17 protein-coding genes and 1 pseudogene are annotated in these 19,544 nt (G+C 39.1%); 15 read left to right on the top strand and 3 right to left on the bottom strand.

Annotated features, from left to right (window positions below; all coding sequences use genetic code 11):
* Positions 1 to 24: 24 nt before the first annotated feature.
* Positions 25 to 3,078, bottom strand: a complete 3,054-nt coding sequence (locus tag AC52CF_RS11695) for a DNA polymerase III subunit alpha (RefSeq protein ID WP_496517094.1) — start codon at positions 3,076 to 3,078, stop codon at positions 25 to 27.
* Between the two features lie 11 nt (positions 3,079 to 3,089).
* Positions 3,090 to 4,232: a DNA polymerase IV gene (dinB, locus tag AC52CF_RS11690; RefSeq protein WP_496517093.1), complete on the bottom strand. Its 1,143-nt coding sequence runs from the start codon at positions 4,230 to 4,232 to the stop codon at positions 3,090 to 3,092.
* Positions 4,233 to 4,293: 61 nt separating this feature from the next.
* Here dinB and AC52CF_RS11685 point away from each other — a divergent pair, with 61 nt between their 5' ends.
* The 10 genes from AC52CF_RS11685 to AC52CF_RS11640 all read left to right on the top strand — a co-directional run bounded on the left by AC52CF_RS11685 (position 4,294) and on the right by AC52CF_RS11640 (position 13,762).
* A complete protein-coding gene (locus AC52CF_RS11685; RefSeq protein WP_496517092.1) occupies positions 4,294 to 5,058 on the top strand; it encodes an XRE family transcriptional regulator in 765 nt (254 codons plus the stop codon).
* Between the two features lie 69 nt (positions 5,059 to 5,127).
* Positions 5,128 to 5,739, top strand: a complete 612-nt coding sequence (locus AC52CF_RS11680) for an alpha-ketoglutarate-dependent dioxygenase AlkB family protein (RefSeq protein WP_496517091.1) — start codon at positions 5,128 to 5,130, stop codon at positions 5,737 to 5,739.
* A gap of 87 nt (positions 5,740 to 5,826) precedes the next feature.
* Positions 5,827 to 6,423: a Crp/Fnr family transcriptional regulator gene (locus AC52CF_RS11675; protein ID WP_496517090.1), complete on the top strand. Its 597-nt coding sequence runs from the start codon at positions 5,827 to 5,829 to the stop codon at positions 6,421 to 6,423.
* 104 nt (positions 6,424 to 6,527) lie between these two features.
* A complete protein-coding gene (locus tag AC52CF_RS11670) occupies positions 6,528 to 6,719 on the top strand; it encodes a DUF3606 domain-containing protein (RefSeq protein ID WP_496517089.1) in 192 nt (63 codons plus the stop codon).
* A gap of 89 nt (positions 6,720 to 6,808) precedes the next feature.
* Entirely contained in the window at positions 6,809 to 9,499 is a 2,691-nt protein-coding gene (gene ligD, locus AC52CF_RS11665) for a DNA ligase D (protein WP_496517088.1), read from the top strand.
* Positions 9,500 to 9,740: 241 nt separating this feature from the next.
* Positions 9,741 to 10,076, top strand: coding sequence for a hypothetical protein (locus AC52CF_RS11660; protein WP_496517087.1), 336 nt, complete (start codon positions 9,741 to 9,743; stop codon positions 10,074 to 10,076).
* 162 nt (positions 10,077 to 10,238) lie between these two features.
* Entirely contained in the window at positions 10,239 to 11,054 is an 816-nt protein-coding gene (locus AC52CF_RS11655; protein ID WP_496517086.1) for a GLPGLI family protein, read from the top strand.
* Positions 11,055 to 11,174: 120 nt separating this feature from the next.
* Complete coding sequence (locus AC52CF_RS11650; protein ID WP_496517085.1) at positions 11,175 to 11,891, top strand: leucine-rich repeat domain-containing protein; 717 nt, start codon at positions 11,175 to 11,177, stop codon at positions 11,889 to 11,891.
* Positions 11,888 to 12,349, top strand: coding sequence for a non-homologous end-joining DNA ligase LigD (ligD, locus tag AC52CF_RS11645; RefSeq protein ID WP_496518219.1), 462 nt, complete (start codon positions 11,888 to 11,890; stop codon positions 12,347 to 12,349). Before AC52CF_RS11650 ends, ligD (AC52CF_RS11645) begins: the two co-directional genes overlap by 4 nt.
* 66 nt (positions 12,350 to 12,415) lie before the next feature.
* Positions 12,416 to 13,762, top strand: a complete 1,347-nt coding sequence (locus AC52CF_RS11640) for an exodeoxyribonuclease VII large subunit (RefSeq protein WP_496517084.1) — start codon at positions 12,416 to 12,418, stop codon at positions 13,760 to 13,762.
* Between the two features lie 115 nt (positions 13,763 to 13,877).
* Here the strand turns inward: AC52CF_RS11640 and AC52CF_RS11635 are convergent, their stop codons facing one another.
* Entirely contained in the window at positions 13,878 to 14,219 is a 342-nt protein-coding gene (locus AC52CF_RS11635) for a nuclear transport factor 2 family protein (protein ID WP_496517083.1), read from the bottom strand.
* Between the two features lie 211 nt (positions 14,220 to 14,430).
* On the opposite strand from AC52CF_RS11635, the gene AC52CF_RS11630 reads away from it, so the two are divergent.
* The 5 genes and pseudogenes from AC52CF_RS11630 to AC52CF_RS11610 all read left to right on the top strand — a co-directional run.
* Entirely contained in the window at positions 14,431 to 14,712 is a 282-nt protein-coding gene (locus AC52CF_RS11630; protein ID WP_496517082.1) for a helix-turn-helix domain-containing protein, read from the top strand.
* A 98-nt stretch (positions 14,713 to 14,810) separates the two neighbouring features.
* Entirely contained in the window at positions 14,811 to 16,277 is a 1,467-nt protein-coding gene (locus AC52CF_RS11625; protein ID WP_496517081.1) for a DUF3945 domain-containing protein, read from the top strand.
* Positions 16,278 to 16,353: 76 nt separating this feature from the next.
* Complete coding sequence (locus AC52CF_RS11620; protein ID WP_496517080.1) at positions 16,354 to 18,492, top strand: type IA DNA topoisomerase; 2,139 nt, start codon at positions 16,354 to 16,356, stop codon at positions 18,490 to 18,492.
* 351 nt (positions 18,493 to 18,843) lie between these two features.
* Positions 18,844 to 18,999 (top strand): helix-turn-helix domain-containing protein, encoded by a 156-nt coding sequence (locus AC52CF_RS11615; RefSeq protein ID WP_496517079.1) that lies wholly within the window; start codon positions 18,844 to 18,846, stop codon positions 18,997 to 18,999.
* Between the two features lie 93 nt (positions 19,000 to 19,092).
* Positions 19,093 to 19,542: pseudogene (locus AC52CF_RS11610) on the top strand (BT4734/BF3469 family protein); the annotation flags it as partial.
* Positions 19,543 to 19,544 lie beyond the last annotated feature (2 nt).

The following is a 19,544-nucleotide window of genomic DNA, read 5'->3' as shown; positions in this document are numbered from 1 at the left end:
TTGATTTTTTGTTATTGTTGAGGACTACTGCATTTTCTGTCTCGGCAATCCAATCTCATGTTCTTGCGGATAAGGCTTTCTTTGAGTCATGCTAATATCTTCATGTAGGGTTCTTGCAGCTTCGAGTGACTTATCTTTATCCATAGAATATCTGGGATCAGGGATAAAGGGCATCTTTGCCATTTTATGGATGGTGATTGTAGGAAAATGAAAATCCACCTCTACAGTTCCTAACAGAAGATAACATCCTCCACCTTGGAAAGGATATTCCTCCAGACAATCCGGAAAATGAGCCGTGTCAAAATAGGCTCCTTCGGCATCGATCCAAGTTCCGAAAAACATGGCTCCTCTTTTAGTGGGAACGTGTTTTCTGGAGATTAAATACGCAAGCATTTTAATCTGTTTTTTATGGTATTTGACCAAATCTTTCGCCATAACCGTTCCACGGTACTTTGTCTGTAAAATATCAAATGGACTGAATGATACTGGAAATCCTAAAATCTCTATTTCATCAAAAGCATCCTCAAAAGGATTTTTAACAATAATCGGAAGCTTGTATTCTTTTTGAGGTTCATCCAATAAGGTGGGCTGCCTGAATGTTGACTGGTCATTTCCGAAAAGGAATCTCGCCTGAATAAGCAGCTCATGCTTTTGCTTCCCTGTAAACCTAAATGCACCGATAAAGATCAAAGTCTGTAAAGTTTCTATTCCGATAGGTATTCTCTTGACAAAATTTTCCAAAGAAGTATAATCTCCGTTTTTCAATCTTTCCTCAGGAATCAGCATGGCGATTTTTCCCTCCACCTTTTCGATATGCATCAATCCTAAATAAACATCCTCACCGTATACTGTCGTCTGATATTCGCTGAGGTTGACACATGGATTGTTGATTGTTGCACCTGACATTTTTGCTTCATGTACATAAACTTCTGTTCTGTAAAATCCACCACCATTATTGATGGCACAAACCATAAATTCGATAGGATAGTAGACTTTAAGATATAAACTCTGGTAGCTTTCAACAGCGTAAGAAGCTGAATGCGCTTTACAGAATGAATATCCAGCAAAAGATTCAATTTGTCGGTATACTTCTCTAGAAAGCTGTTCAGGATGTCCCAATTCTTTGCACGATTCAAAAAAATGATCCTTTACTTTTTGCAATGCAGATAATGATCTTCCTTTTCCACTCATTGCCCGTCGTAAGACATCACCATCGGCTGCTGACAGTCCTCCAAAATGCAATGCAATTTTAATGACATCTTCCTGATAGACCATGATGCCATAAGTTTCACCCAATTCTTTTTTGAAAACTTCATGAAAGTATTCAAATTTTGTCGGATTGTTATGTCTGAAAATATATTCCTTCATCATTCCGCTTTGGGCTACTCCCGGTCGGATGATGGATGAAGCGGCAACCAAAGTTTTATAATCTTCGCATTTAAGTCTTCTCAATAGCCCACGCATTGCGGGACTTTCGATATAAAAACAGCCTATTGTTTTCCCTATGCTTAGGAATTCATTGCACTTTGCTTCATTTTTAGATAGGGCAGTGTCTTTGATATCAACGGCAATACCTTTTTTTTCTTTTATTAGGTCAACAGTGTCTTTGATTGTTCCAAGCCCTCTTTGGGATAAAATATCAAACTTTTCAAAACCAATGTCTTCAGCCGTATGCATATCAAATTGCACAATCGGAAATCCTTTCGGTGGCATTTCTAATGCTGTATAATTGGTAATAGGTTCTTCAGAAATAAGAATTCCACAGGAGTGCATGCTTCTCTGATTCGGAAACTTTTCCAGAAGTTTTCCGTATTTATGAACCTGCTTAAAAACAGAATTGTCATCATGTTCACTCATCGGTCTTGTAGCCAATACGTCCAACTCTTCTTTTGGCAAGCCAAAGGCTTTTCCAATTTCCCTAAAGATAGACCGATATTTAAATTCCACATTGGTTCCGCAAAACGCTACGTGATCTTTGCCGTATTTATTAAAAACATATTCCAGAATAGTGTCTCTTGTATTCCAGCTCCAGTCGATGTCAAAGTCGGGCGGTGTTTTACGGTTTAGGTTTAAGAATCTTTCAAAATACAGGTCAAGCTCTAAAGGACAGATATCGGTTATTCCCAAGCAGTAGCTGACAATGGAGTTGGCACCGCTTCCTCTTCCCACATGCATGAATCCCATTTTGTTGCTGTACTGGATAATATCCCAGGTAATTAGAAAGTAACCACTGAATTTCAACTGATCGATCACAGCGAGTTCTTTTTCAACTCTGGTTTTAGCTTCAGGATGATTATTTCCATATCTAACTTCCAGTCCTTCGCGAGCCAACTGCGTCAGCAGTTTAAAATCACTTTCCCTGCTGTCTGTGAAATGCTGCTTATTTTTAGGGGTTGAAAAATCATAATCGAAACTGCATTGATTAATTACGGCAGCAGTATTTTGGATGATTTGCGGATAGTTTCGATACTGATTTAACAGTTCTTTTTTATTGACAAATGTTTCTGTCTCCTTGCAGTAATCATCATTTTCTAATTTACTGATGAGGGTATTGTTGTCAATGGCTCTCAGTATTTTGTGAAGATTGTACTCCTGCTTGGTTGTAATGGTCACGGGTTGCAGTATGACCATTTTCCTGATCCACTTTTTAAGTTGCGGTTTTAAAAGCTGGTTGAGCTCTTCAGGTCTGATTCCTATATATTCAAAATCTTGTAAAACTTCCGGAATGTTTTGCAAATGGTAGATGACAATGGTATCGTTAAGCATCGGATTATGCTTTGGAATTTCTACTCCGTCACAATTGTAATGGGTGAGCAGCCTGTTAATCTCTCCAACGCTCTTTTGATTTTTAGCCAGACAGATATAATACAGTTTGCTATCAACTCTGACTTCCACTCCTACGATAGGTTTAATATCGTTTTCAGTGCACAACTTCAAGAAATCATAAATACCAGTCACCGTATTAATATCGGTCAATGCTAAAGTTTGCAGTTGATGATCTACAGCCTGACGAACCAAATCCTGAATAGAAATGGTGCCGTATCTGAGACTGTGGTAAGAATGACAGTTAAGAAACATGATCTTTTGATTTATTGTATTAATCCGGATGCTCTTCCAACACTGGTGCTTCCAAACCTATTTTTAATTTTATCCATTGCCTGATATAAGGAGATCAGCTCTTCGGTATCTTCAAAAAGATCCATCTGATGGCTTCCGTGCACCAGCCCTGTAAACCTGACCCCGACCAGACGAATTCTCATTCTTCGGGTATATACTTTCTTAAAAAGCTCAAGGACATATTTCAGCAAGGTATGGTCTGCTGAGGTATACGGAACCTTGCATTGCTTGGTTTCTGTATCAAAATTGGCGTAGCGGATCCGGACAGAAACCGTTGAGGTCAGCCATTTCTCATGCCTCAGCTGATAGCATAACTGTTCCACCATCCCGGATAGAATGCTCCTGATATTCTGAACATCGATGGTGTCTTCAGCAAAAGTTGTTTCAGTAGAGATGGACTTTCGCTCTGAATATTGGACTACTGGATTTAAATCAATACCATTGGCTTTCTTCCAGAGTTCCGTTCCATTCTTGCCAATCAATTCCTGAAGAACATCCACAGGCATCTTGGACAAAGTTTCAATCTTTCTTACGCCCAACCTTGACAGCAGCTCAAAGGTCACATCGCCCACCATCGGAATCTTTCGAACGGATAACGGATTTAAAAACGGTTGAATAAACTGTGGTTTTAATTCTAATCTTCCGCTGGGTTTGGCTTCCCCGGTTCCGATCTTTGAAACGGTTTTATTGGTTGACAATGCAAAACTGATGGGAAGGCCTGTGTTTTTCTTCACAGATTTCGCAATTTCTGTTGTCCACTGATAGCATCCGAAAAATTGATCCATTCCTGAAAGATCCAGGTAAAATTCATCCACGCTGGCTTTCTCCATAACCGGAACTTTTTCCTGGATAATTTCAGTCACCTGGTGGGACATTTTGGAATAATATTCCATATCTCCCTTGATCACCTTGGCTTCCGGACATAAACGAAGAGCCATTCTTAGCGGCATTGCAGAACGAACCCCGAATTTTCTCGCTTCATAAGAGCAGGATGCCACCACACCACGATCCCCGCCACCTATGATCACTGGCTGATTCTCCAATACAGAGTCTCTCAGCCTTTCACATGAGACAAAGAACGTATCCAGATCCATATGTGCAATTGCTCTTTCCATTTGACAAAATTATTACGATTTGTAGCAAAAATATGTATATTTGTTGCTATAAATTATAGCAATGTCAATTTTATCAGAAAACATGCGGTATTTAAGAGGTAAGCTCAATCTTTCACAACAAAAGGTTGCTGATGATCTCTTAATCACCAGAGGCAGATACGGTAAATATGAAGATGATGCCGCATCACCTCCCAATGAGATTTTAATCAAAATCTCAAAATATTATAATGTCAGCATCGATTTATTACTGACTATTAATCTCAGCAAATATTCTATCGATGAGATTATGGAGTTGCCGGACAACAGGATTGTGCTGCCCATCAGGGTCGATCATAATGGAAACGACCAGATCGAGATCATTCCACACAAAGCTTCTATGGGATATCTGAACGGTTACGGCGATCCGGAATACATTGAAGGTCTTGATACGATCTCCTTACCCTTCCTAAAAGGCGGAAAGTTCAGGGCATTTCCTGCGGACGGAGACTCAATGCCACCCTATAAAAACGGTACATACATTGTCGGCAAATACGTTGAAAATCTTTCGGATCTGAAAACAGACAGAACGTACGTTTTCATCACTACCAATGATGGGATCAGTTATAAGAGATTCCAGTTTCACGAAGCTGACGGCATTTGGGTGAAAGCAGACAATAGTTTCTACGAGCCTTATAAAATTGCATTACCTGACATTAAAGAGATCTGGGAATTTGCCTGTAGTATCAATACCATAGAATATGGAGCTAATGAATTTGCAGAACGCAATATTCATAATTTCATTACAGAGATCAAGACCGATATCAGACAGATCAAGGAAAAAATGTGAGAAAAGAAATGAATTTATTTGAATTAGGGCGAAAAAAGTTATTTAATACGATATTTAGCAGAAACTACAATGACTCAGCTAAGTTTATTTGAAGCAGAAGAATTTTATGAGTTCCCCAAAGACCTTTTGGAATACCAGGAAAATTTCCTGAGCAGGAAAGAAGCCGATGAACTTAAAGATCAGCTTTTAAAGACGGCACCTTGGGAACAGAGAACTCAAAAGATGTATGATAAGAATGTATTAACGCCACGTCTTACAGCTTGGTATGGTGATATAACATCTTATGAAGCAGCTGATGGCAACACAAAAAATAAAAATCCTTGGACACCCGAACTTTATGACTTAAAAGAAAGAATAGGAAACGAATTTGGTTATCAGTTCAACGGAGTTCTCTTAAACCTGTATCGTGACCATAATGATTCAGTTGCCTGGCATAGGGACAAAGAAAGCCGTTACGGAAAACGACCAATCATTGCCTCGATAAGCCTTGGGCAAACCCGCAATTTTGATTTCAGGAAGAAAGACCATCATCAAAGCAAATACAGCCTTCCGCTTCCTCATGGCTCTCTTCTGATTATGAAGGGTGATTTGCAGGAAAACTGGGAACATCGTATTGCAAAATCAACAATATCCATGAAAGAGCGGATCAATCTGACTTTTCGATTGCTAAAAACAGATTAATAAAATGACCATTCACATTTGACATAGAATCGATTTATACTGCATTTTAGAAAATTCTCATTATTTTTATAAAACTAATAATCAAATATGGTCATACCTGAAAATATTTTATTCAAATACGGAGCAAGATTAAAACATTTTAAGGCTGATGATTTTATATTTAATGAAGGAGAGTATGCGCGGTACTATTTCCAGATACGAGCGGGTATCGTCAAGCTTAATAATGTTTTTGAAGATGGAAAGGAATTCGTTCATGGTTTCCCTTTTGAAGGACATTGTTTCGGTGAAACCTACCTGCTGACCGATAAATCCTATGTGATTAGTGCAACCGCTGTTTCAGACTGCGATATCATCAAGCTTGAGAAAGAGTCTTACGAAAATATGATTAAGCTAAACCCCGAATATTTGCTAAGTGTAAGCCGTTATACGGCGGAACGGCTGCATTTCCGATATTTGATCTCATCATTTTTGGCCATTAAAGATCCCGAGCTAAAAATCTACAAGCTGTTGAAACATCTCAAAGAGTATTTTGGTTACGGCGAACCTTTTTCTTTTCAGGTTCCTTTTACACGATCCCAGTTGGCCTCTTTAGTAGGCCTTCGGGTAGAAACGGTAATCCGTACGCTTAAAAAGATGGAATCATCGGGCTTGCTCAAAATCGATCATACCAAGATATTGTACTAAGCCAATGTAATCAATATACCACAAAGTAGTTCGACTTACTATTTAATTGATAATAAGTATTTTGCTGGCATTTTATTTGTTCCTGTTATTAAAAAATATAAGTTATGGCAGACAATAAATCAAAAAAGGACCAGCGTGACCGAAGCAAAGTAAGCGGTTCTGAAAATTATGAAATCCAGTACTTCAAAGATAAAATGAATGTCAGTTCTCAGGCTGTTACGGGAGCGATCCGTGCGACAGGATCCAACGACCGAAAAATACTTGAAGCTTACTTGAAGGATAAGCATAAAAAATAATCCATTCAGCAGCTTTATACAGAAAGCGCTATTACATCTCATCTTTCTGGCCTTGTCAGAAAGATTTTTATTATCTAAAAGTCAACATTATGAAACTATCAGATTACCATAAAAAAAGATCAGAAGATAAAACGCCAGAGCCTTTCGGCGGAAAGCCTTCAGGAACAGAACTGCGGTTTGTCGTGCAAAAGCACGATGCTTCCCACCTTCATTATGATTTCCGCCTGGAGATGGATGGGGTATTGAAAAGCTGGGCAGTTCCAAAAGGGCCATCTCTTGATCCGGATATCAAGCGCCTGGCGATGATGGTAGAAGACCATCCCTACGATTACAAAAATTTTGAAGGCATCATCCCTAAAGGACAGTATGGCGGAGGAACGGTGATCGTCTGGGATGAAGGGACGTATGAAGCGGCAGAACCTGTCGAAGGGGATCTGAAGAAACAGGAAAAGAATCTTTTGCATCAGCTGTATTCCGGGAAGCTGAAAATTAAACTGAAAGGTAAGAAATTAAAAGGTGAGTTCGCGCTGGTCAAAGCATACGGAAGGGGGGAGAACGGCTGGCTTCTGATGAAACTGGATGACCGGTATGCTACAAAAGATGACATCACCTTAAAAGACAGATCCGTGATCTCAAAGAAGACCATTGCACAGATGGAGAAGGACCCGGATAAGGTCTATGGTAGAAATATTGTCAAAGTTGACAGTACGACAAAGGATAAAAAAAGTGCAGGTAAGAAAGCAGCCGAACTTGTGGATTCGCAGCTTAATGCCGAAGCCCCAAAGAAAAAGACAGCGAGCAGAAAGGTCAGCACCTTATTGAAAAATGCGCCTGAGCAGAAATTCTACCACGAGGTAGAACCCATGCTGGCTACATTGGTCGATCAGCCTTTTGAAAGCGATGACTGGCTGTACGAGATCAAATGGGACGGCTACAGGGCCGTGGCTTTTATGGACGGTCAACATGTGGAGCTCAAATCCAGGAACAATAAAAGTTTTTCCGATAAGTTCTATCCCATCCAGCAGGGATTGGAAAAGTTGAATCTCAATGCAATTATTGACGGAGAGGTCGTTGTCCTGGGTAAGAAAGGCTCGGCGGATTTCGGCTCGCTGCAAAACTGGCGGAGCGAAGCAGACGGAGACCTGGTATATTACGTCTTTGATATATTATGGTATGAAGGCAAAGACCTGAAAGATCTTCCGTTAACAGAGAGAAGAATGATCCTGGACCAAATTCTGCCGCAGAATGAATCCATCCTGATCAGCCAGGATTTCCATACCTCCGGAGTTGAATTCCTGGAAGCTGCGAAAAAAATGGGACTGGAAGGCATTATGGCCAAAAGAAAAGACAGCTTATACCATACGAAGAACAGAACCAAAGACTGGCTCAAGATCAAAGCCAATAAACGGCAGGAGGTTGTCATCGGAGGTTTTACCTTAAATGATGACTCGAACAAACTCTTCAGCAGCCTTCTGGTAGGGGTGTATGAGGGTGAAAAATTGATCTATACCGGGAAAGTAGGGACAGGATTTAATGCCAAAATGCAGAAGGAGATGATGGAACAATTCAAACCGCTAATCACCGATAAAGTACCATTTTCTGAAGAGCCCGATGTTAACAAGCCGTCAAGGTTCCGTCCCAATCCGCCCCATGCAACGGTGACGTGGCTTAAGCCGGAACTGATTGGGGAGGTCAGCTATACAGAATTGACGACCGACGGTGTCATGCGTCATCCTTCATTTGAAGGCATGAGGGACGATAAGAAAGCGAAGACCGTCGTTCTTGAAAAGGAATCTGAGACCACAGAAGTTGTATCGGATAAGTCGATCATCCAGCCCCGCAGAAACAGCAAAAGAAAAACATTGCTCAATCCGACGGAAGCCACGCAGGTAAAGAAGATCAACAGGCATGAACTGAAATTCACGAACCTCAATAAGATCTTCTGGCCGGATGATAAAATAACGAAGCGTGACCTGATCAATTATTATTACCAGGTGGCACCTTACATTTTACCGTACCTCAAAGGGCGTCCGCAAAGCATGAACCGTTTTCCGAACGGGATTGAAGAAGAAGGTTTTTACTTTAAAGATATTACGGGAAAAGCCCCGGAATGGATCGACAGGTATATTTACCATAGTGATACCGATCATAAAGATAAACAATATCTGGTCGGAAGCGACGAAACCACACTGCTGTATATGGCCAATCTTGCCTGTATTGAGATGAACCCTTGGAACAGTACGGTCAAAAAACCTGATTATCCTACCTACTGCATCATTGATCTTGATCCGGATAAAAATACGTTCGACCAGGTCATTGAAACGGCTCAGGTGACCAAACAGATCCTCGATGATATGGACGTGCCCTGTTACTGCAAGACCAGCGGTTCCACGGGACTCCATATCTATATTCCTCTGGGAAACAAGTATACCTACGAGCAGAGTAAAGAATTTGCACGGGTCATTGCCAGGCTGGTCAACGAAGAACTTCCGAAAATAACCACCATTGAAAGACAGATATCCGACCGCAAAGGCAAAATGTACCTGGATTTTTTACAGAACAGGCCGCACGCGACCATTGCCTCCGCTTATTCGGTCCGGCCAAAGCCGGGAGCAACCGTATCAATGCCTCTGGAATGGGATGAGGTGAAAAAAGGGTTGAAGATGAAAGATTTCACCATATTCAATGCATTGGAACGTTTGGAAAGCATGGGTGATATTTTCAAACCTGTACTCGGTAAGGGTATCAATATGATGAAAGTTATTTCAAAATTTTCTTAGATTATGTCTTTTGATACAGTAAACCGACCGGGCAATACCTGAACATATGTGGAAGGAATAATAGCAGCTAGTAGTTGATCTCTTAAACTATTATCAAGATACAGTATATTTGTATAATCAATTTAGTAAGAAAATTACTATCGACATAACATACTGCAGCCAGTATACATACACTCAGATTCAGTGTGGAGCCAGGATAAAATTGGTTAACAGAAAGTCGGTTTAGAGTTTCAATAGATTCATGAAGAAAATACTCATCTATTTAAATTTTTTATTTGCTATTCTTTCCTGTAAGGAAGTGCATTGTAATGAGGTGAAACAGGCTTTTTATCCGATTGAGTATAATGTAGTTGTTAAAGGATCACATATAGATCTGACTTGGATTAAAATTAGTGGCTCAAGTCTCAAAAATGATGGAGAGTCTGATATTATGATACATAATAATTGGATATTTGATTCCAGTAATGTGGAGATTGGTGATAGTATCATAAAACGGAAAGGAAGTTTAGATCTGACCATCCATAAAAAAGACACTATATTCTTATTTAACTGGCATTGTAGAGGGAAATCCTATTAATAAAATAGTTAAGGAATAATATCTATAAATCGACTGAGTATAAGTACATATAAAATAAAATCTCAAAAAACGAAAATTTGGAAATATTGTGGAAGCGATTAAATTTTTCGAGTAAAAACCTTAGGAATTAAATGTTATATTTACGTTCCAAACCTGATAACGATGAAGCGTACAGAGACTTTACTTTTATTTTTTATTTCATTCCTGACTTTCGGGCAGAACAAACAATTTCTTTACGAATATAAATTCATTCCTGACTCTACGAATAAAGCGAACGTCAGATCAGAAATAATGGTCCTGAATGTCCTAAAAGACAGATCTGAATATTACAGTACAGTCCGGTATGCTTCGGATTCTGCTCAGGCGGCCGATTTTAAAAAAGGAATTATTTCAATGCCGGCTGACGTTGAATCGGTCAATGAATGGGTCACTAAATATCCCAATTCCAATCAACTGACGCACACTACTTTTATGGTTTGGGATAAATATAAAGTGAAGCAAGATGTAGAGTTGAAGTGGAAACTCATTAATGAATTTTCCAAAGTCCTTAATTACGACGTTCAAAAAGCGACGACAGAATTTGGCGGCAGAAAATGGACGGCATGGTTCACCAAAGATCTTCCCATTCAGGACGGACCATATAAATTTAAAGGTTTACCAGGATTGATTCTGAAAATTGAAGATTCAACGAAAAGCCACAGCTGGGAACTGAAAGGCATCCGCTCCAATCAGGAAGAATTTGCCTATCCCGACCTTGGTCAATACAAAATTATTGAATTAAATTACAATCAATTCGTCAAGAAATTCAAAAATTACCGCGCCAATCCGACTGCGGATCTGGTGGGACGAATTCCCGACCAGCCCAATGCTGACGGAACCATGCGTACATCAGCAGAAGTTATCAGGGAGATCAATCAGCAAATAATGACCAAACTGGCCAAAAACAATAATTTGGTTGAGTTGAATCTGCTGAAATAAATGTTAACCGTATTATATAACTAATATAACCTTAAAAATCGATTAGAACATGATTTTTAAAATTGGGTAGATTTGAATGTTGCCTGAAATTTTAAACAATATTATCCATAATTAATATTTATGAAAATTATATCAACTGTTTTTTTACTTGCTACAGCGATATATTCCGCTCAAAGTCTGAAATTTGAAAATCCAGAATTTGAAAAAATAGTTTTAGCAAAATATCCTGAAATTGACTCAAATAAAAACAACCGTATTGAGCAAAATGAAGCTGAAAGTCTGGAAAAACTAAGTTTAATGGAAACAAACTTAACAAATGCAAATGACGTAAAGTATTTCAGAAATTTGACCTATTTATCACTTACAATTAACAATATTAAAGAATTCAAACTTAAGGATTTTTTTAAATTAGAAAAATTGTATATCGCAAGAAATAAGTTGAATAAGCTTGAAATTTATAATCTACCATTATTAAATGAATTTGCTTGTGGTTTAAATCAATTAACAACAGTTAAAATTAAAAACTGTCCTAATATTGTATCTTTAAATATTATGGATAATCAGATAAAAAAAATTGACTTAAGCCAATTTAAAAAATTAAAATATTTGACTATTGATAATAATAAATTAGAAAATCTTGATCTATCGAATAATCCCGACTTGATACAAATTGTTATTGATGATAATAATATAAAGACACTTGATATAACGAAAAATCAAAATCTTCAAATGAATATACTTTATATTGATGATGATGTCAATATTATAGGAACACCAGAGCAATTATCTAACTATAAACCAGCATCAAAAGTTGGACCTCCACCTCCAAGTAAATAAAACTGCAGGTAGTAAGGTATTCCAAGATCCAAGTTGAACGTCATAGATTAGGCATTTGTACCTATGAACAGAGTAAAGAATTTGCACGGGTCATTGTCAAATTAATTAACGAAGAACTTCCAAAAATAACTACCATTGAACGACAAATATCCTACCGTAAAGGAAAAATATACCTGGACTTTTTACAAAACAGGCCGCATGCGACCATTGCCTCTGCTTATCCTGCCGTTATTTTAATCGATACGTGGTTGCATGGCAGCAATGCCATAAAGATCACTAACAGGATCAGGCAGGATCAGTATCTGAAAGAATTGCCTGTCATTCTGATGGGTACCCATTCTGCGTTGTCAAACCAAGCTCAGGAAGCTTCTGCGGATGATTACCTATGTAAACCATTCGATATTGCCCAGCTGGAGCAGATGGTTTTTAACTATAGCAGTACCGCTACATTTATCTGATACGCATTGATTGTTTACCACAACAAATAACCATTATCTTTGTTAGAAATCTTAACAGGATATTCAATGATGTCAGAAGAGGAAAATACTTTCCCGGTCTATTCTCCCGCGTCGGTGATCGGGATTTTCAGCAATGCACTGAAACTTAATGCTACTGTTAACCTGATCTATCTGAAAGGGCGTTACGCTTATGGCGCAGGGAAATCCTACGGCAACTTCTATTATGACCTATTGTTCTCTGAGAGCGATCACAGCTCGATAGGTATCAAGATCTCTTCATTGCTGCGAAGCAAGATCACCAACAATGAGGTATACACCTTAAGGGGTTTTATTGAAAAGAACATCAAAAATTCATCGATAGAATTACGTTTTGTCGTGGATGAGATCATCCAGCAGGAAGAAAAGTCCATTTCAGAGGATGAACTTCGGAGATACGAGCTGATACAAAAGAAACTGGAAACCGGATCAAAGGATCTTGAGACTCTCATCAGGGATAAGATGCTTAAAGATGACAAGATCAGGATCGCCAATATCTATGGTAACAATGCCATTGTTCAGAAGGATTTTACAGAAGGCCTCGATGTTTCTTCAATCCATTTTGAGATCGACAATTACAGCTGCAATATCACCTCGGCAACAGCCATCCTTTCCACGCTCAAAGAACTGTCTTCAAAAAACTATGATATGATCGGCCTGGTAAGAGGAGGTGGAGACCGTCAAAGTATGGAGACATTCAACGACCTGAGTTTATCGGATTACTTTATCACGATAAACGCTTTGATGGTGACTGCCATCGGTCATACGGTCGATGAAACATTGCTGGATCGTTTAGCCGACAAGCGGTTTCATCTGCCTCATGATTACGGTGTAGGACTTCACAGCATTGCTGAAAAACTATCCCTCGAAAAATCCAACTCAAGAGCCTTGCTTATAGAGGAGGTTAAAAAAGACGTCAGAAAGCAATTTTCCGAACAGGTCGAAACACTCGAGAAGCAGCTGAAAAAGAAAAACGAAGAATTTACCGAGGCACAGAAAACCTATAAAGAGCAGGTAGAGAACCAGTCCAAAACATTTGCCGATCAGCTAAAGGTACGCAACGACGAGTTTCATAAACTTCAAACCAGCTCAGCCAGGCAGTTGGAAGAACTGCAGAAAAACTTCCAGGAGCAACAGAAACAGCGGGCTGTGGAACTCGACCATTACAAAAAGGAGATTGCAGCGCTGCATGAGAAAAATGTCCAGTCAGCAGTTAATGAAAAAACAGCCACTTTACAGGCCAATCTCGAAACATTACGGCAGGATAACATCCGCTTGAAAGAAGAAGCGCAGAAGGGAAAGACCAACTACATTGTGATACTTGTGGCTGTGATCATAGCTTTAGTACTCGGATTCATATTGGCTAAAATAACCTAGCCTTTTTAGTTGCCTACCGCTGAGCCACCATCCTGATTCATTTAATTCGTTCCAGAATGAATCAGGATTGATAACAGATCCATCATCGAAGACCCAGAACCTTCGGCTCTCTTTACTATGGACCAATAGCGAAAGCCTTCAGTTCAGCTAATTTACCATTGTCAAACCGCCATACATCACAATAATCATAATCAACCCATTGTGAATCCTCCTCAAATAAACTGATCGTACCTAGGACGGTCAGGTAGTTGCCTTCTTCAATCATCAATTCGACGCTAAACTTCGGCGGTTCTTTGTACGCTTCAGCCATATACTGCCTCACTTCGTTTATCCCTTTTAAGGTACGGTCTCCTACAAATTTCCATAAGGTATCTTCGGTGCAGTAAGTCAAGAATTTTTCATAGTCGCCGGCTGTTATGCATTTATTGGCCTCTTCTAATATTGATTTCAAGTTCATCGATACATGATTTAAGTAACCAAAGTCCATCGAAAAATATGCCTTTCTATCAATCAAAACCAGCAAATTTGTTAAACAATAACATAAAATAAATAATCAATTTCTTCGGTACTACGAAAAAGTAGTGATTTTAATTCAACTCCAATATTCAACTTTACACCAACAGAGCTGATCAGCTGTTCACATCATTTTAACATCAAAAATTACGGTTATGAATATTGAAAGAACAGAATTTACCGCATGGATGGAAAGAATTATGGAACGATTCGACATCCTAAAAGAACACATCGCAACAAAGCAATCCAAGTATATAGAAATAGACGGCGAACAGCTGCTCGACAACCAGGACGTTTTGCAGCTTCTTAAAATAAGTTCCAGGTCTCTCCAGAGATACCGAACCAATAAAAAGCTCCCTTATTATACCATCAGCGGTAAGCTCTACTATAAGCTGTCCGATGTGCACCAGCTCATCAGAAGCAGTCTGAACAAATAAAAAACTAGGACAATCACAGCCAAATCGATCGACACCGCTCTTATTTCAATTGGTTAACCATAAGCCGGTCTATTTTCATCCTGTTAAAATGATCATCGATGGAAGATAGCGAACCGAACATAACCAATGAAATCAAACCGGCAGGGGAAACCCTTTTGGTGTTGAATATCCATAATAACAGGATAGAACTGGTAAAAGGAATTGACAAGGAAGGAAACCTGCAAAAAGTTTCCCCAGAAAACAAGAAAGACAATGACCAGCTTATCAGGGTCGATAAACACGGGGATCTGTTCTCCAACTTCTTTTCCAACTTTTACCGGCAGCTTAAGAACCCTACGCATTTCAACTTTTTTAAAGTTTCGGAATATGACGCTGTCGATACCGCTAAAGACCTTCAGCAATATATCGATCAGGCATCGCCTGAAGAAAAAGAAAAGCTCAGGGAATATGAAATTATACCTAAAAATAACAACCCATTAAAAAATCAGAATACAATGGAAAACAACACAGACAATCAAGAATACCGTTTCCAGCCGGAGCAGATCGACTGGAAGACGATGGAAAAACTTGGGCTTACTCAGGAAAAGCTTGAAAAGATGAATGCACTAGATCCTCTGCTCAGAGGCTACAAGACCAATACCTTAATTCCCATCATCATCAATCTCGGTGCTGCCGTCAGCAAAATGGACGTCAGGCTGTCCTTGCAGGAAGGCGATACCGGCGATATCGGTATCAAGCTTCACGGCATCCGCAGAGAACCTAATCTTAATCTCAAGTTCTTAGGCCACGAGTTCAGCGAAGAAGACAAGAAGAATCTGATGGAAAACGGCAATATGGGAAGAGTCGTTGATCTGGTCAATCCCAAGACCGATGAGATCATTCCATCAGTTATCAGCCGTGACCGCCTAACCAATGAACTCGTGGCTTACAGGGCTGAGTATATGAAAATCCCTGACGAGATCAAAGGAATCAAGTTGGATGAGCATCAGAAACAAACCCTTTTGGAAGGCAAGCCTCTCTATCTTGAAGGAATGACTTCTACAAAAGGAACCACTTTCGATGCTACCGTACAGTTCAATGCCGATAAGCGTTATGTCGAATTCATATTTGACAACAGTCAAAAGAATCAGCAAAGCCAGTCTCAAAAAGAAAGCAGTTCACAAAACCAGAGTCAAAATCAAAACAAAAATAAAAACAGCGAACCGCCAAGAGTTTTCAGGGACAAAGAACTGGATGATAAGCAGTATGAAAAATTTAAAGCAGGGGAGACGGTCTATGTCAGCGGTTTAACCGACAGCAAAGGCAAAGAATACCAGGGCTATATTACCTTCAACAAGGAAACATCCAAGACCGACTTCTCATTTACCAATCCTAACAAGCTCAGGGAGAAAGCCCAGCCATCAGAATCCCATAAAACACAAACTGCGGTCAATAGCGAGGGCAAAACAAATGAAGCGACGAAGAATATCAAAGAACCGCTTCAGTCTAAACAGCAAGAACCTGCCAACAAACAGCAACAAGAACCGCAGAAAAAGCCAGCCAGATCAAGAGGAAGAAAAATGTAATCGAAATTCTATTCATTATACAATCTTCAATCTATCAAGTATAAATCAACCCTAACCACCATCAAATCAAAAACCTATGAAAGCCATCATTGCAGAAAAACCAAGTGTTGCCAGAGAAATTGCCCAGATACTCAATGCCAACCATAGAAAAGACGGCTACTTTGAAGGAAACGGCTACTGTGTGACCTGGGCATTAGGTCATTTGGTATCATTGGGAATGCCGGAAGATTATGGCATAAGAGGCTTTGATAAAGCCTCTTTGCCAATCTTTCCCAATCCTTTCATCCTGACTCCAAGAAAGACAAAAACAGCCAACTCAAAAAACTATCAGCCAGACCCTTCTGCTTTAAAGCAGCTTAAGATCATTAAAAATATCTTCAGTCAATGCACAAGCATTATCGCTGCGACCGATGCAGGAAGAGAAGGCGAGCTGATCTTCCGCTATATCTATGATTACCTCGAATGCAAAAAACCAATTGAAAGACTATGGATCAGTTCCCTGACAGAAAAAGCCTTACAGGAAGGCTTTAAAAACCTTAAACCAGGTTCAGAATTCGATGGACTTTATGCTGCTGCAAAAGCCAGAAGCGAAGCCGACTGGCTGGTGGGCATCAATGCTACCCAGGCATTAAGCATTGCAGCTAACAACGATGTCTATAGTCTAGGAAGAGTACAGACCCCAACCCTGGCTTTGATCTGCAAAAGATTTCAGGAAAACAAAGAATTTAAACAAAAGAAATACTGGCAGATCCACTTACAGCACAGAAAGGACTATTTAAATTTTACCAGTCTTTCCAACCAACATTGGGAAGACAAAAAACAGGCAGAGCAGGTTTTAAAAGCCATAGAGCGGGAGGGTAGAGCCACCGTAGAAGATGTTTCCATTAACAATGTTAAAGAACAGTCTCCATTACTGTTTGACTTGACAGAACTTCAAAAAGAAGCCAACCGAAAGCTGGGATTATCAGCAGATGAAGTTTTACAGACCGCCCAAAGCCTGTATGAAAAAAAATTCATTACTTATCCAAGAACCGGAAGCAAATACATTCCCGAAGACCTTTGGTCAGAAATCCCTGAGCTTGTAAGAGTACTCAATCAAACCGACCCATTCAAATCAGCGATATCAACACTCAAATTCGGCAATTTCAACAAGCGTATTGTCAATGATCTCAAGGTTACAGACCATCACGGACTTCTACCGACGACTAAAATTCCATCCGCTTTATCTGCCAGCGAAAAAGCCATTTACCAAATGATCGTTTACCGCCTGCTTGAATCTCTTTCAGATCCCTGCTCCAGAGAAGTCAGTCACATCACCATCAAAGTCCATCATTATGAATTCAGTATCAAAGGTTCCAAAATACTAAGCAAAGGATGGCGAGCCATCAAAGGCCTATTGTCTGATGAAGCCAGTACAAACCAAGATAGCAACAGCAATGACAAAAGCAGTCATAACAAAAGCTACAACAACAATTCGCAAGAATCCAATCTCATTGAACTCCCAGAATTCAAAAAAGGCGATGAGCTTAAAATATCATCTACAGAACTACAAGAAAAGCTGACCAGCCCTCCAAAACTCTACACCGAAGCCGACCTTTTATCAGCTATGGAAAATGCAGGCAGACAGATTGAAGACAAGGGACAGCAAAAAGCTTTAGCCTACATCGGCATCGGTACACCAGCTACCAGAGCCTCCATTATTGAAACCTTGATCGCAAGAAACTACATCATCAGAAAAAGCAAATCACTGATCCAAACGGAGAAAGGCGAAATGGTCTATGATCTCATCAAAGACCAAAAGATTGCCAATGTCCAAATGACGGCAGAGTGGGAGATGACACTCCACCGAATTGAAACAAAAGAACTCGATTCAAAACAATTCATCACTGGCATCAAAAACTACACAGCAGAAATAACCCAAGAACTCTTATCACTCAACATTCCACAAGAAAACATTCCAGAACTCAAATGTCCAAAATGCCAGCAACATAATCTCATCATTAAAGACAAAATAATCAAATGCCCAGATGAACAATGCCAATGGATTCTATTCAGAAATATATGCGGCGTGCAACTCAGCATCAACAACATCACTTCCCTCATAACAAAAGGAAAAACACCACTTATCAAAAATATGCAAAGTAAAAACGGTAAAAAGTTTGAAGCTTTCATCCTATTGAAAGATGATTATACTACAGCTTTTCAATTTCCTTAAGATCAATACATGCCGTATTAAATAAGCAAACCCACTTCCAGAATGCATAGTGGGTTTAATTTGTATTTACAGAACAGATTTTAAGCAATGACTAATATTTATTTTTCAGCAGTTTTAGTACTTCCATTATTTTGTTATCTTTTCCGTATTATCTGAAGTTATATTCTTTTATTTCCTAAAAGTTCAAATAACTCTGGATGTAAAGGCGCTGCTCCTGATACGGGCTTCAGATTCTATCATCTACATATCAATTGATCATCAAGTGATTTGTTTGGCATATTTTGCATCGCAAGCAAAGTAAACACTAAACCAGGCGAGGTACAAGAAACCTATTTAGACAACAAACAGTTTATGGAAATGCTTAAAATTTCTCCAAGAACAGCACAAACCTGGCGCGATGAAGGTAAAATCTCATTCAGCCAAGTCGGAAGCAAAATCTATTACAGATTATCAGATTTCGAAAAGTGTATGGAAACCTACTACAATAAGTCTTTTTCAAAAAAGTAGAGTAGTACTATTTTAATACTAAAAACTAAAACCCTCTATTTTTCAGAGGGTTTTTATCTAAAATCCAACTTCTAAATTCTAACATCTAACAAAATGAAAACCTCAATATTTCAAAACTTCAACGAAGTTACAGACACTCAACCCATTTCTAAAATCCTAGAAAACATCCAAAACGGAACTTACAGAAACCAAATCGTTTACCTACGAAAATCAATAGCAGATGACAAAAAAGAAGCGGCTGAACGGATTAAGAAATCACTTCCCGCATTTACGCCAAGTGCGACATTCAAAGGTGGTAGAGAAATGGAATTTCTGCAAGAATATAACAGTTTAGTAGTATTAGACATTGACTAACTAGAAAAACAAAAATTAGTCGATTCAAAGGCGAAAGCTATTCAAGACCAATATGTTTATGCAGCTTTCATAAGTCCTTCTGGAAATGGCGTGAAACTATTTATAAAAATAGACTCAACCAAAGAAAACCACAAAGAAACCTTTTTGAAATTGCAACGATATTTTGAAGAATTATTGGAGGTAGAAATCGA

Source organism: Chryseobacterium sp. 2P, assembly GCF_059579425.1.
This window is presented reverse-complemented; position numbering and strand designations above follow the sequence as displayed.

Excerpts from the sequence above, each read along its gene's own strand:
- AC52CF_RS11655 (WP_496517086.1), top strand. The coding sequence starts at position 10,239 with ATGAAGCGTACAGAGACTTTACTTTTATTTTTTATTTCATTCCTGACT.
- AC52CF_RS11675 (WP_496517090.1), top strand. The coding sequence starts at position 5,827 with ATGGTCATACCTGAAAATATTTTATTCAAATACGGAGCAAGATTAAAA.
- AC52CF_RS11630 (WP_496517082.1), top strand. The coding sequence starts at position 14,431 with ATGAATATTGAAAGAACAGAATTTACCGCATGGATGGAAAGAATTATG.
- AC52CF_RS11615 (WP_496517079.1), top strand. The coding sequence starts at position 18,844 with ATGGAAATGCTTAAAATTTCTCCAAGAACAGCACAAACCTGGCGCGAT.
- AC52CF_RS11660 (WP_496517087.1), top strand. The coding sequence starts at position 9,741 with ATGAAGAAAATACTCATCTATTTAAATTTTTTATTTGCTATTCTTTCC.
- AC52CF_RS11625 (WP_496517081.1), top strand. The coding sequence starts at position 14,811 with ATGGAAGATAGCGAACCGAACATAACCAATGAAATCAAACCGGCAGGG.
- dinB (WP_496517093.1), bottom strand. The coding sequence starts at position 4,232 with ATGGAAAGAGCAATTGCACATATGGATCTGGATACGTTCTTTGTCTCA.
- AC52CF_RS11670 (WP_496517089.1), top strand. The coding sequence starts at position 6,528 with ATGGCAGACAATAAATCAAAAAAGGACCAGCGTGACCGAAGCAAAGTA.
- AC52CF_RS11695 (WP_496517094.1), bottom strand. The coding sequence starts at position 3,078 with ATGTTTCTTAACTGTCATTCTTACCACAGTCTCAGATACGGCACCATT.
- ligD (WP_496517088.1), top strand. The coding sequence starts at position 6,809 with ATGAAACTATCAGATTACCATAAAAAAAGATCAGAAGATAAAACGCCA.
- AC52CF_RS11680 (WP_496517091.1), top strand. The coding sequence starts at position 5,128 with ATGACTCAGCTAAGTTTATTTGAAGCAGAAGAATTTTATGAGTTCCCC.
- AC52CF_RS11640 (WP_496517084.1), top strand. The coding sequence starts at position 12,416 with ATGATGTCAGAAGAGGAAAATACTTTCCCGGTCTATTCTCCCGCGTCG.
- AC52CF_RS11685 (WP_496517092.1), top strand. The coding sequence starts at position 4,294 with ATGTCAATTTTATCAGAAAACATGCGGTATTTAAGAGGTAAGCTCAAT.
- AC52CF_RS11635 (WP_496517083.1), bottom strand. The coding sequence starts at position 14,219 with ATGAACTTGAAATCAATATTAGAAGAGGCCAATAAATGCATAACAGCC.
- AC52CF_RS11620 (WP_496517080.1), top strand. The coding sequence starts at position 16,354 with ATGAAAGCCATCATTGCAGAAAAACCAAGTGTTGCCAGAGAAATTGCC.
- AC52CF_RS11650 (WP_496517085.1), top strand. The coding sequence starts at position 11,175 with ATGAAAATTATATCAACTGTTTTTTTACTTGCTACAGCGATATATTCC.